Consider the following 12,789-nt stretch of genomic DNA (forward strand, 5'->3'; position numbering starts at 1 on the left):
GGCACCGCCACCGCCACCGCGGTGTCCGCATGCTGGAACGTAGTGTCCGGTTCCCGAGAACCGATCCATCATGTAACTTGTACGAAATTTGCACCCCCAGCAGAGGGCCAACGTCGTCCCTCGGCAGATGTCATATGCCACGAAAATCGACGACGGGAGAGCCGATGCGCACGCCGCGCCAGCCGTCCCAGCACTCCATGAACCAGCCGTTCATGGATGCTCGCCCTGCCGCCCAGGGCATGTACGACCCCCGCAACGAGCACGACGCCTGTGGCGTCGGCTTCGTGGCCACCCTCACCGGCGAGGCGAGCCACGCGCTGGTCGAACAGGCGCTCACGGTTCTGCGCAACCTGGAGCACCGAGGTGCCACCGGTTCCGAGCCCGACTCGGGTGACGGAGCGGGCATCCTGTCCCAGGTCCCGGACGCCTTCCTGCGTGCCGCGGTCTCCTTCGATCTGCCCGACGCCGGCGCGTACGCGGTCGGCATTGCCTTCCTGCCCGTCGACGAGGCCGACAACGCCGCCGCCGTCTCACAGATCGAGACGATCGCCGCCGCGGAGGGCCTCACCGTCCTCGGCTGGCGCGAGGTGCCGGTCGCTCCGCAGCTCCTCGGCGCCACCGCCCGCTCGACGATGCCGGCCTTCCGCCAGATCTTCGTCTCGGACGCCGACGGCACTGCGAAGGACATCGCGCTCGACCGCAAGGCCTTCGTCCTGCGCAAGCGCGCCGAGCGCGAGGCCGGCGTGTACTTCCCGTCGCTCTCCGCCCGCACCATCGTCTACAAGGGCATGCTGACCACCGGCCAGCTCGAGCCCTTCTTCCCCGACCTGTCGGACCGCCGATTCGCATCTGCGATCGCGCTCGTCCACTCGCGGTTCTCCACGAACACCTTCCCGAGCTGGCCGCTCGCGCACCCGTACCGCTTCGTCGCGCACAACGGCGAGATCAACACGGTCAAGGGCAACCGGAACTGGATGAAGGCGCGCGAGTCGCAGCTCGCCTCCGACCTGTTCGGCGCCGAGGACCTGTCGCGGATCTTCCCCGTCTGTACGCCCGACGCCTCGGACTCCGCGTCCTTCGACGAGGTGCTCGAACTGCTGCACCTCGGCGGCCGCTCCCTGCCGCACAGCGTCCTGATGATGATCCCGGAGGCCTGGGAGAACCACGCCTCCATGGCGGCCGACCGCCGCGCCTTCTACCAGTTCCACTCCGCGATGATGGAGCCCTGGGACGGCCCGGCGTGCGTGACCTTCACCGACGGTACGCAGGTGGGCGCCGTTCTCGACCGCAACGGTCTGCGCCCCGGCCGTTACTGGGTCACCGACGAGGGCCTCGTCGTCCTCGGCTCCGAGGTCGGCGTCCTCGACATCGACCCCGCGAAGGTCGTCCGCAAGGGCCGCCTCCAGCCCGGCAAGATGTTCCTCGTCGACACCGTCGAGCACCGCATCATCGAGGACGACGAGATCAAGGCCGGCCTGGCCGCCGACAAGCCGTACGCCGAATGGCTCGAGGCCGGCGAGATCGAGCTCGAGGACCTCCCCGAGCGCGAGCACATCGTCCACACCCACGCCTCGGTCACCCGCCGCCAGCAGACCTTCGGCTACACCGAGGAAGAGCTGCGCGTCATCCTCACGCCGATGGCCAAGACCGGCGGCGAGCCGCTCGGCTCCATGGGCACGGACTCGCCGATCGCGGCGCTCTCCGCCCGCCCGCGGCTGATCTTCGACTACTTCACCCAGCTGTTCGCGCAGGTCACGAACCCGCCGCTGGACGCCATCCGCGAGGAGCTCGTCACCTCGCTGCGCTCCACCCTCGGCCCGCAGGGCAACCTGCTCGAGCCGAGCGCGGCCTCCTGCCGTTCGGTCACCCTGCCCTTCCCGGTGATCGACAACGACGAGCTGGCCAAGCTCATCCACATCAACGCCGACGGCGACATGCCCGGCATGAAGGCCGCGACCCTGTCCGGCCTGTACCGGGTCTCCGGCGGCGGCGACGCGCTCGCCGCCCGCATCGAGGAGATCTGCGCCGAGGCCGACGCCGCCATAGAGGCCGGCGCCCGCCTGATCGTGCTCTCCGACCGGCACTCCGACGCCGAGCACGCGCCGATCCCGTCGCTGCTGCTCACCGCGGCCGTCCACCACCACCTCATCCGCACGAAGCAGCGCACCGAGGTGGGCCTGCTCGTCGAGGCGGGCGACGTGCGCGAGGTCCACCACGTGGCCCTCCTCATCGGCTTCGGCGCCGCGGCCGTCAACCCGTACCTGGCGATGGAGTCCGTCGAGGACCTGGTCCGCGCCGGCACGTTCCTGCAGGCCGACGAGGGTGGGGCCGAGCAGGCCATCCGCAACCTGATCTACGCGCTCGGCAAGGGCGTCCTCAAGGTCATGTCCAAGATGGGCATCTCGACCGTCGCCTCCTACCGCGGCGCCCAGGTCTTCGAGGCCGTCGGCCTCGACGAGGCCTTCGTCGAGAAGTACTTCAACGGCACGGCGACGAAGATCGGCGGCGCCGGTCTCGACGTCATCGCCAAGGAGGTCGCCGCCCGCCACGCGAAGGCGTACCCGGCGAGCGGCATCGCGCCCGCGCACCGCGCCCTCGACATCGGCGGCGAGTACCAGTGGCGCCGCGAGGGCGAGCCGCACCTGTTCGACCCGGAGACGGTCTTCCGCCTCCAGCACGCGACGCGGGGCCGCCGCTACGACATCTTCAAGAAGTACACGGGCCGCGTGAACGAGCAGTCGGAGCGTCTGATGACGCTGCGCGGCCTCTTCGGCTTCAGGAGCGGCCGCGAAGCGATCTCCATCGACGAGGTCGAGCCGGTCAGTGAGATCGTCAAGCGGTTCTCCACGGGCGCCATGTCGTACGGCTCCATCTCCAAGGAGGCGCACGAGACCCTCGCCATCGCCATGAACCAGCTGGGCGCCAAGTCCAACACCGGTGAGGGCGGCGAGGACGCGGACCGGCTGTACGACCCGGCGCGCCGCTCCAGCATCAAGCAGGTCGCCTCCGGCCGCTTCGGTGTCACGAGCGAGTACCTGGTCAACGCGGACGACATCCAGATCAAGATGGCGCAGGGCGCCAAGCCCGGCGAGGGCGGCCAGCTGCCCGGCCACAAGGTCTACCCGTGGGTCGCCAAGACGCGTCACTCGACGCCGGGCGTCGGGCTCATCTCGCCGCCGCCGCACCACGACATCTACTCCATCGAGGACCTGGCGCAGCTGATCCACGACCTGAAGAACGCGAACCCGCAGGCGCGGATTCACGTGAAGCTGGTCTCCGAGGTCGGCGTCGGCACGGTCGCCGCGGGTGTCTCCAAGGCGCACGCCGACGTGGTGCTCATCTCCGGCCACGACGGCGGTACGGGCGCCTCGCCGCTCACCTCCCTCAAGCACGCCGGCGGTCCCTGGGAGCTCGGTCTCGCCGAGACCCAGCAGACCCTGCTGCTCAACGGCCTGCGCGACCGCATCGTCGTCCAGACCGACGGCCAGCTCAAGACCGGCCGCGACGTCGTCATCGCCGCGCTGCTCGGCGCCGAGGAGTTCGGTTTCGCGACCGCGCCGCTCGTCGTCTCCGGCTGCGTCATGATGCGCGTCTGCCACCTGGACACCTGCCCGGTCGGCATCGCCACGCAGAACCCCGTCCTGCGCGAGCGGTTCTCCGGCAAGGCCGAATTCGTCGTGAACTTCTTCGAGTTCATCGCCGAAGAGGTCCGCGAGATCCTCGCCGAGCTCGGTTTCCGCACCATCGAGGAGGCCGTCGGCCACGCCGAACTCCTCGACACCGAGCGGGCCGTGGACCACTGGAAGGCCCAGGGCCTCGACCTCGAGCCCCTCTTCTACGTCCCCGAGCTGCCCGAGGGCGCCGTGCGCCACCAGGTGATCACTCAGGACCACGGCCTGGAGAAGGCCCTGGACAACGAGCTGATCAAGCTGGCCGCCGACGCGCTCGCCGCGAACGCGCAGGCCGACGCCCAGCCGGTCCGCGCCCAGGTCGCGATCCGCAACATCAACCGCACGGTCGGCACCATGCTCGGCCACGAGGTGACGAAGAAGTTCGGTGGCGCGGGCCTGCCCGACGACACCATCGACATCACCTTCACCGGCTCCGCGGGCCAGTCGTTCGGCGCTTTCGTGCCGCGCGGTGTGACCCTGCGCCTGGAGGGCGACGCCAACGACTACGTCGGCAAGGGCCTGTCCGGCGGCCGCATCGTGGTCCGCCCGGACCGCGGCGCCGACCACCTCGCCGAGTACTCGACGATCGCGGGCAACACGATCGCGTACGGCGCCACGGGCGGCGAGCTGTTCCTGCGCGGCCGCACCGGCGAGCGCTTCTGCGTCCGCAACTCGGGCGCGACGGTCGTCTCGGAGGGCGTGGGCGACCACGGCTGCGAGTACATGACCGGTGGCCGCGCGGTCGTCCTCGGCGAGACCGGACGCAACTTCGCGGCCGGCATGTCCGGCGGCATCGCGTACGTCGTCGACCTGGACCTCGACAACGTGAATGCCTCGTCCCAGACGGCAGTCGAGGCCCTGGACGACACCGACAAGCAGTGGCTGCACGACGTCGTGCGCCGCCACGCCGAGGAGACCGGCTCGACGGTCGCCGAGAAGCTCCTCGCGGAGTGGACGGTGGCGGTGGACCGCTTCAGCAAGATCATCCCCAGCACGTACAAGGCAGTGCTCGCCGCCAAGGACGCCGCCGAGCGAGCCGGACTCTCCGAGTCCGAGACCACCGAGAAGATGATGGAGGCGGCGACCAATGGCTGATCCCAAGGGCTTTCTCAACCATGGCCGCGAGGTCGCCAAGACCCGTCCGGTCGGCGAGCGCGTGCGGGACTGGAACGAGGTCTACGTTCCCGGCTCCCTGCTCCCCATCATCAGCAAGCAGGCCGGCCGCTGCATGGACTGCGGCATCCCGTTCTGCCACAACGGCTGCCCGCTCGGGAACCTGATCCCCGAGTGGAACGACTACGCGTACCGCGAGGACTGGTCGGCGGCGCAGGAGCGGCTGCACGCCACCAACAACTTCCCGGAGTTCACCGGCCGCCTGTGCCCGGCGCCCTGTGAGTCGGCGTGCGTGCTCGGCATCAACCAGCCGGCCGTCACCATCAAGAACGTCGAGGTCTCGATCATCGACCAGGCGTGGGACCGCGGCGACGTCGCGCCCCAGGCCCCGGAGCGCCTCTCCGGCAAGACCGTCGCCGTCATCGGCTCGGGCCCGGCGGGCCTCGCCGCCGCCCAGCAGCTGACGCGGGCCGGTCACACGGTCGCCGTCTACGAGCGCGCCGACCGCATCGGCGGCCTGCTCCGCTACGGCATCCCCGAGTTCAAGATGGAGAAGCGCCACATCAACCGCCGCATCGAGCAGATGCGCGCGGAGGGCACCAAGTTCCGTACGGGCGTGGAGATCGGCCGCGACATAGACGCCGCGAAGCTGCGCAAGCGCTACGACGCCGTGGTCATCGCCGCCGGTGCCACGACCGCCCGCGACCTGCCGGTCCCGGGGCGTGAACTCAAGGGCGTCTACCAGGCGATGGAGTACCTGCCCCTGGCCAACAAGGTCCAGGAGGGCGACTACGTCACCACGCCCGTCTCCGCCGAGGGCAAGCACGTCGTCGTCATCGGCGGCGGCGACACCGGCGCGGACTGCGTGGGCACCGCCCACCGCCAGGGCGCGGCCTCGGTCACGCAGCTGGAGATCATGCCGCGTCCGGGCGAGGACCGGAACGCCGGCCAGCCCTGGCCGACGTTCCCCATGCTCTACAAGGTGACGTCCGCGCACGAGGAGGGCGGCGAGCGGGTCTACTCCGTCTCGACCACCCACTTCGAGGGCGACGAGGACGGCAACGTCCAGTACCTGCACCTCGTCGAGGTGGAGTTCATCGACGGCAAGCTGACGCAGAAGCCGGGCACGGAGCGCAGGATCCCCGCCCAGCTGGTCACGCTCGCGATGGGCTTCACGGGCACGGACCAGGACAACGGCCTCGTCTCCCAGTTCGCCCTGGACCTCGACGCGCGCGGCAACGTGGCGCGCGACGACGAGTTCCAGACCAATGTCCCCGGCGTCTTCGTCGCCGGTGACGCGGGCCGCGGCCAGTCACTCATCGTGTGGGCCATCGCGGAGGGCCGCTCGGCCGCCCGCGGGGTCGACCGCTTCCTGACCGGAGCCAGCGAACTGCCGGCGCCGATCCGCCCGACGGACCGCTCCCTGACCGTCTGACCGACGCGACGGCGGCCTGACGGCCCCTCAAAAGACGTCCCGTACAACGGCGTACGGAACTGAGCGCGACGCTCGCCCGACCTGTCCCCGACCGGACGCCTGGGCGGGCGTCGCGGTGCGTCCACCCCCGGCCGCGCCGGTCACTCACTGAGTGACGAGCCGGAGCGGATGGTGGGGGTCGCGGGGGCACACGGCGATGGTCAGGAGACGGCTGAACGCCTTGTGCGCGTCGCCGCCGTGGCCCTCGAACTTCTACGCGAACTCCCGCATGGCGTCGGCCATTTCGCGGTAGTCGTCCTCGTCCACGTTCGGGAAGTTGATGCCGATGAGATCCAGGACCTCGTCCAGCCAGCCCGGAATCGTGTGACCCATCCCCGTCTGCCTTCCCCCGTGGTGCGGTCGCCAGTGCGTGCCTAACCCATACGCACGTTCGAGGGTAGTTGGTGGGAGTGACACCTGCGCAGGTGGTGCCCGTGAGGGGCATGTGGAACCAGGACTTGAGTGGGCGCCATATGCGCTGGGCGCCGTGGGCCCACCCCTTCGGCGCGGTTACGGCACCCGGTACGTCTCCCCGTACACCTTCCACACCAGCGGTGTCTTCAGGGTCAGGTTGCCGTCGTAGAGGAACTGGCGCTGGGCCGTGTCGATGCGGGTCGTGTCCCGGTCCGGCTTCTTCGCCTTCATCGCGGCGCGGCGCACGTCGAGGAAGATGTCGAGGTACGCCTTCTCCTTGCCGCCCTGCGCCGGGGTGTCCGCCTCCCGCATGGCCTTCTCGCGCAGGCCGTAGAAGCCGCTCGGGCCGGTGCCGGGGCCGTGCAGGACCATCGCGTCGTAGTAGATGAACTGGCCGAGCGCGCCCAGGCCGTCGAGCTTGGCGAGCCGGACGGCCGGGTCGAAGTAGACGCGGTCGCGCTCGGAGTTCTGGGCGGCGCGGAAGGCGGGGTCGGACGCCTCCTTCTTCCACGCGGCGGTGAAGCCGGGGTCGAGGCCCTCGTGGGAGTCCGTGCCGTCGACCTTGCGCAGGGCGGGCAGATAGCGGGCGAGGCCGTTGTCCGGGTGGGCCTTCGTGTACCGCTCGACGAGGGTGAGCAGGTCGTGCGTGCCGGTGCAGAAGCCGATGATCCCGGCCGTGTAGCCCTGCCCGTCCTTGATGTCCTCGATGTAGCCGTACTGGCCGCGCCAGTCGAGCGTGGAGTTCTCCGCGCTGGCCACGATCTGCTGGGCGAGGTCCTTCTTCGCGGGAGCGGCGAGGCCGGGCGGCAGGTCGGCGATGGCATCGTCGTCGGCCTGCTTCTCCGCTGCGGCCTTGGCAGCCGCGGCGTCCTCGGTGGACCGGCGCGACGTGGACGAGCCGTGCGAGCCGCCCTTGCCGTCGTCGTGCCCGGGGGTGAAGAGGAACACCGCGACCGTGGCGACCGGAGCCACGGCCAGGAGTATGCAGCCTGCGCGTTTCATGCGGCTCAGATTACGTGGCGGAGGCACCGGCTCCGGTGTTCGCCCGTTCTACGGCTGCTTGAGGAACGTCAGCGCCATAAGGAGTACGAACAACCCCGCGCACGCAGAGCCCTGTACCAGGGTGCGGCGGGCGCGGGGCGCGTACGCGAGGGCGAGGGTCGCCGCGCCGCCCGTGAGCAGGCCGCCCAAGTGGCCCTGCCAGGAGGCGAATCCGGCCGAGATCAGCATCCACAGCAGGAAGTACGCCATGAACCGGTTGACGCCGCTCATGTCCGCGCCCAGGCGCCGCGCCATCACGTAGTACGCGGCGCCGAGCCCGAAGATCGCACCCGACGCGCCGACCGTGAGGGTGCCAGGGGCGATCAGGTAGACGAGCACGGAGCCGCCGAACGCGGACAGGAGATAGACGGCGAGGTAGCGGACGCGGCCTAGCTGCGTCTCGACGACGCGGCCGAGGTTCCACAGCGAGTACATGTTGAACAGGATGTGCAGGATCCCGAAGACGCCCTCGGTGGCCGGCATGTGGAGGAACGCGCCGGTGATCATCCGGTACCACTCGCCCGCCACCACCCCCTCCGCGTGGAAGTCGGCCGGGAACCCGTCCTGGTACACGTAATGCCCGCCGTCAGGGCCGACGAGCCCCGCGCCCAGCATCCCGAACCGGTCCACGACGGCCGGGCGCACCATCTCGGCGAGGTAGGTCACGATGTTCAGGCCCATCAGGACGTACGTGACGAGCGGGACGGCCGAGACCCGTCCGCCGAAGACCGTGCGGGCCTGGCGGACCGAGCGGACGCCCTCCTTCACGCAGTCGGGGCAGTGGTGGCCGACGGCCGCCGACCGCATGCAGTCGGGGCAGATGGGCCGCTCACAGCGGGTGCAGCCGACGTAGGTCTCCACCTTGGGATGGCGGTAGCAGGTGGTGACCGCGGGGGTCGTGGCGGGCTGGGACTCGGCTTCCACGGCCGGCTCCTCTGAGGTTCGGGGAGGGGGACAGAGCCGGTGGGGACGGCGGCGAACAAAATAGCGAACGCCGTCAGGCGCCGGTGCCCGGGGTGTGGGTCAGCCAGGCGGCGGCCCGGGCGAGCGCCAGGTCCGCCTCGGGCAGGAACCCGGCCGCGCCCAGGAACCCGTGGAACACCCCCGGATACAGCGCCACCTCCGCAGGCACCCCGGCCCGCGTGAGCCGCCGCGCGTAGGCGAGACCCTCGTCGCGCAGCGGGTCGCAGTCCGCGAGGAGCACGAGGGCGGGTGGCAGCCCGTCGAGGTCGGGTGCGAGCCCGGGCGAGGCGGCGACGGGATCGCCGCCGGCGCCGAGGTACTGCTCCCAGTACCAGCGCATATGAGCCGTCGTGTGGAAGAACCCCCGTTCGAACGCCACCGGGGACTCGCCGCCGAGCCGGTGGTCGAGCACCGGGTACAGCAGCAACTGGCCCGCGATCGCCGGCCCCTCTGGATCGCCCTGGGCCCGCTGCGCGACGGCGGCGGCCAGGTTCCCGCCGCTGGAGTCCCCGGCGACGAACAGCCGGTCCGGGTCGCACCCCAGTTCCCGCGCGTGCGCGGCGGCCCACCGCGCCACGGCGTACGCGTCGTGGGAGGCGGCCGGGAAGGGGTGTTCGGGGGCCCGCCGGTAGTCGACGGAGACCACCGACGCACCGGACAGCGCGGCGAGTCGGCGGCAGAGCCCGTCGTGCGTGTCGAGATCGCAGAGCACCCACCCGCCGCCGTGCAGGAACACCACGAGCGGGCGCGGGCCGTCGGACCCGGGTTCGTAGATCCGTACGGGGACGGGGGCGTCGAGATCCGGCGCGGACACCCGGCGCTCGGTCACCGACCGCATCGGCACGGCCGGCTTCCCGAGCCCCGCCCGCGCGGCGGCCCGCAGGGCGTCCGCTTCGAGGGGGCCGTCGGCCGGGTCGGGGAACGTGGCCGACATGGCGTCGCACAGGGTGCGCGCCTGCGGGGTGAGGGGGTCGTGCGCCGTCATCCCGCCGTCGACCCCCCGTCCACCGTGAACTCCGTGCCGGTGATGTACGAGGAGGCGTCCGACGCCAGGAACAGGACCAGCTCACCGACCTCCTCGGGGCGGCCCATCCGGCCCAGCGGCAGATGCGACCAGTCCTTGCCGGACACCCCGGAAATCATCGGCGTGTCGATGGCGCCCGGGTGCACCGAGTTGACGCGGATCCCGTACCCCGCCAGGTCGAGCGCCGAGGACCGGGTCAGGCCGCGAAGGCCGAACTTCGTGGAGCCGTACGCGGCGTGGCCGGGGATGCCTATGAGACCCGCCGTCGACGAGACGTTGACGACCGATCCGCCACCCGCCTCCCTCATCGCGGGCACCACGGCCTGGATGCCGAGGAACGGGCCGAGGAGATTGACCCGGATCAGCTGCTCGAAGTTCTCCAGGTTCTCCCGTTCGACCGGGGCGGTGCGCCACAGTGCCGCGTTGTTGACCAGCGCGTCGATGCGTCCGAAGGCGCCGAGCGTGGCATCGACGACCTCGCCCCAGCTGTCCGGGTCCGACACGTCGTGCCGCACGAACAGCCCTTGCTCGCCGAGCGACTTGGCGACCTCGGTGCCCTCCTCCTCCCGCACGTCCGTGACCACGACCCGCGCGCCGGCCGCCGCGGCGAGAGCGGCCTCCGCCGCGCCCTGCCCGCGCCCCGCGCCCGTGATGACAACGACCTTGCCGTCCAGTGAGACCGTCACTTCGCCTCCAGCGCCCGGAAGCGCGGGATGACCTTCTCGCCCCACTGGCGGATGGTCTCCATGCACGCCTCCTGCGGGACCGTGCCCATCTGGATCAGGCACATCACCTCGTCCACGCCGATCTCGCGCAGCTGCTCGACGTACGAGATCGCGGTGTCCGCGGAGCCGTAGGCGTGTTCGGCGTTGTAGGTGCCGGTGTCGACCGGGCGTGCCGGGATGTTCGCCTCGTGCAGCTTGGCGACGAGTTCCTCGCGGTCCCTGGCCATCGCGGCCACGTGGTCGGCCGTGTCCTCGGACTCCGCGTAGGAAGTGGGCGCGGGCGCGTTCCCGTACCAGTGCGCGATCGACTCGGCGAAGAAGCGCTGGCCGCGCGTGCCGAGGCGCAGGGCGAGGTCGGCGTCGTCGAGGACGATCGTCGGGCAGAGCGCCGAGAGGTGGTCGTTGACCTCGGTGGACACGAAGCGTTCGCCGGTGCGGGTCGCGATGGCCTCGTCGTAGACCTTCCGCATCGTGCGGACGTCGTCGGCGCCGGCGAAGCCCATCACCAGGGCCCCGATGCCGAGTTCGGCCGCGAGCTTGAGCGTGTCGTGCTTGGAGCAGGCCATGAAGAGCGGCGGGTGCGGGTTCTGCACCGGGCGGGGCAGGATCGCGCCGGGCCCGATGTCGATCGAGCCGTGCCACTCGAACTGCTCCTCGCGCCAGGCCGAGGAGAAGATCCGCAGGGCCTCCTCCATCTGCGGATACGTGTCCTCGGGGCGGACCCCGTACATCCGCATCTCCTGCTTCGTCGCGCCGCGACCCGCGCCGATGTCGACGCGGCCGCCGGTCAGCGAGTCGAGCATGGCGGCCCGCTCGGCGACGCGGACGGGGTGCTGGTAGCCGAAGGGCATCGTGACGACGCCGTGCCCGATGCGGATCCGGGACGTCCTGGCCGCGACCCAGGTCAGGAAGATCTCGGACGCGCTCATGTGCGCGTACTGGGTGAGGGAGTGGTGCTCGACCGCCCAGATGCGGTCGAAGCCCATCTCCTCGGCGAACACGGCCTGTTCGACGCAGTCCTTGAGGACCTGGCGCTCGTTCTCTGGCGTCGGGTCGGCGAGCTGAGCCTCGAAGATCATGGAGAACTTCACGGGGATCCTCCCGAGTGATGTGTTTCTAATAGGAATACTTCTAGCAGGCATACGCATCGCGAGGGAAGGGGCTACGTAGACTGCGTGCGTGGTGAAGAAGAAGGCGGTAGACGACGCGGCCGGCGCGGAGCGCCCCGCACTCCCGGCGACCAGCTGGGCGGTGCTCGGACTGCTCTCCTTCGGTGAGGAGCTGTCCGGCTACGACCTGAAGAAGTGGTCCGACTGGTCCCTGCGCTTCTTCTACTGGAGCCCGTCGTTCAGCCAGATCTACAGCGAGCTCAAGCGCCTGGAGAAGGCCGGTTACGCGACCTCGCGGATGGTCGCGCAGGAGACCGGCACCCGCGACAAGCGGGTCTACCGGATCACCGACGAGGGCATGGAGGCCGTGCGGACCTGGGCGCGCGAGGCGCCCGTCGACCCGCCCGTCCTCAAGCACGGGCCCATGCTGCGGCTCTGGCTCGGGCACCTGCTCGAAGGCGAGCAGATGCGTGAAGTGCTCGCGCGCCACCGGGAGTTCGCCGAGACGATGCGGGTGCGCGCGGAGGAGGACGTGGAGGGCGCGAAGGCCAACGAGGCCTGGACGTACCCCACGCTCACGCTCAAGTGGGCCGAGCGGTACTACGCGTCCGAGCGCGACCTCGCCGACGCCATGCTCGCGGACATCGAGGAGCTGGAGCGCGGCAAGCGCCCGTAGGCGCGCCGGAAGTAGAGCAGCGGCCCCGCCTCGCGGTGCGTGGTCAGTGAGGTGACCCGGCCGAGCGCGATGGCGTGGTCGCCGCCGTCGAGCACGTCGGCGAGTTCGCACTCGATCGTGGCGAGCGCCCCGTCGAGCAGAGGCGCGCCGTTGCCGCCCGGCCGCGAGGGCGTGCCGGCGAACTTGTCGCCGCCCGTCACCGCGAAGCGCCGGCACAGCTCGCTCTGGTCCTCGGCGAGGACGTTGACGGCGAACCGGCCCGCCGCCCTGATCCGCGGCCAGGTCGTCGAGGTGTGCGCCGGGCAGAAGCAGACCAGGGGCGGGTCGAGCGAGACCGACGAGAACGACTGCACGGCCATGCCTGCGGGCCGGCCGTCTCCGTCGAGTGCGGTGATGACCGCGACGCCCGTACAGAAACCGGCGAGGGCGGACTTCAGGTCCTCGGCCGAGGTGGCCGGGTGGGTGGGGATCGGCATGCGAGGCCTCCAAGGAATGTGCCTACTAGGTATATGCCTAACCGAAACACCTGTGATTGGATACCGGCCACGCTCGCACGTCAAGTACCCCTGATCACAGGGA

At 70.6% G+C, this 12,789-nt stretch carries 9 protein-coding genes; 3 read left to right on the top strand and 6 right to left on the bottom strand.

The window, feature by feature from the left end:
* The first annotated feature begins 164 nt into the window (after positions 1 to 164).
* Both gltB and OG758_RS34370 read left to right on the top strand, forming a co-directional pair.
* Positions 165 to 4,766: a glutamate synthase large subunit gene (gene gltB / locus OG758_RS34365; protein WP_326713470.1), complete on the top strand. Its 4,602-nt coding sequence runs from the start codon at positions 165 to 167 to the stop codon at positions 4,764 to 4,766.
* A complete protein-coding gene (locus tag OG758_RS34370; RefSeq protein WP_326713471.1) occupies positions 4,759 to 6,219 on the top strand; it encodes a glutamate synthase subunit beta in 1,461 nt (486 codons plus the stop codon). The genes gltB and OG758_RS34370 overlap by 8 nt, the downstream gene beginning before the upstream one ends.
* A 549-nt stretch (positions 6,220 to 6,768) precedes the next feature.
* Here the strand turns inward: OG758_RS34370 and OG758_RS34375 are convergent.
* From OG758_RS34375 to OG758_RS34395, 5 genes are all read right to left on the bottom strand, one after another.
* Positions 6,769 to 7,674 carry a chitosanase gene (locus OG758_RS34375; RefSeq protein ID WP_326713472.1) on the bottom strand — a complete coding sequence of 302 codons (906 nt, stop codon included), beginning with the start codon at positions 7,672 to 7,674 and terminating at the stop codon, positions 6,769 to 6,771.
* Positions 7,675 to 7,722: 48 nt separating this feature from the next.
* Positions 7,723 to 8,637, bottom strand: a complete 915-nt coding sequence (locus OG758_RS34380; protein ID WP_326713473.1) for a rhomboid family intramembrane serine protease — start codon at positions 8,635 to 8,637, stop codon at positions 7,723 to 7,725.
* A gap of 73 nt (positions 8,638 to 8,710) precedes the next feature.
* Positions 8,711 to 9,661: an alpha/beta hydrolase gene (locus tag OG758_RS34385; protein WP_326713474.1), complete on the bottom strand. Its 951-nt coding sequence runs from the start codon at positions 9,659 to 9,661 to the stop codon at positions 8,711 to 8,713.
* Positions 9,658 to 10,386: a glucose 1-dehydrogenase gene (locus OG758_RS34390; protein ID WP_326713475.1), complete on the bottom strand. Its 729-nt coding sequence runs from the start codon at positions 10,384 to 10,386 to the stop codon at positions 9,658 to 9,660. The genes OG758_RS34385 and OG758_RS34390 overlap by 4 nt, the downstream gene beginning before the upstream one ends.
* The gene (locus OG758_RS34395) at positions 10,383 to 11,516 is read right to left on the bottom strand and encodes an LLM class flavin-dependent oxidoreductase (RefSeq protein ID WP_326713476.1); all 1,134 of its coding nucleotides are present in this window, start codon (positions 11,514 to 11,516) and stop codon (positions 10,383 to 10,385) included. The genes OG758_RS34390 and OG758_RS34395 overlap by 4 nt, the downstream gene beginning before the upstream one ends.
* A gap of 88 nt (positions 11,517 to 11,604) precedes the next feature.
* On the opposite strand from OG758_RS34395, the gene OG758_RS34400 reads away from it, so the two are divergent.
* Positions 11,605 to 12,210 (top strand): helix-turn-helix transcriptional regulator, encoded by a 606-nt coding sequence (locus tag OG758_RS34400; RefSeq protein ID WP_266565347.1) that lies wholly within the window; start codon positions 11,605 to 11,607, stop codon positions 12,208 to 12,210.
* Here OG758_RS34400 and OG758_RS34405 read toward each other — a convergent pair.
* The gene (locus OG758_RS34405) at positions 12,135 to 12,686 is read right to left on the bottom strand and encodes a flavin reductase family protein (RefSeq protein WP_326713477.1); all 552 of its coding nucleotides are present in this window, start codon (positions 12,684 to 12,686) and stop codon (positions 12,135 to 12,137) included. The genes OG758_RS34400 and OG758_RS34405 overlap by 76 nt on opposite strands.
* Between the last annotated feature and the right edge of the window lie 103 nt (positions 12,687 to 12,789).

The sequence above is a fragment of the Streptomyces sp. NBC_01474 genome (assembly GCF_035918215.1).
GTDB classification, from domain to species: domain Bacteria; phylum Actinomycetota; class Actinomycetes; order Streptomycetales; family Streptomycetaceae; genus Streptomyces; species Streptomyces aureus.

Bases quoted from the DNA above. Each gene is read 5' to 3' on its own strand.
- gltB (WP_326713470.1), top strand. From the start codon at position 165: ATGCGCACGCCGCGCCAGCCGTCCCAGCACTCCATGAACCAGCCGTTC.
- OG758_RS34405 (WP_326713477.1), bottom strand. From the start codon at position 12,686: ATGCCGATCCCCACCCACCCGGCCACCTCGGCCGAGGACCTGAAGTCC.
- OG758_RS34370 (WP_326713471.1), top strand. From the start codon at position 4,759: ATGGCTGATCCCAAGGGCTTTCTCAACCATGGCCGCGAGGTCGCCAAG.
- OG758_RS34375 (WP_326713472.1), bottom strand. From the start codon at position 7,674: ATGAAACGCGCAGGCTGCATACTCCTGGCCGTGGCTCCGGTCGCCACG.
- OG758_RS34385 (WP_326713474.1), bottom strand. From the start codon at position 9,661: ATGACGGCGCACGACCCCCTCACCCCGCAGGCGCGCACCCTGTGCGAC.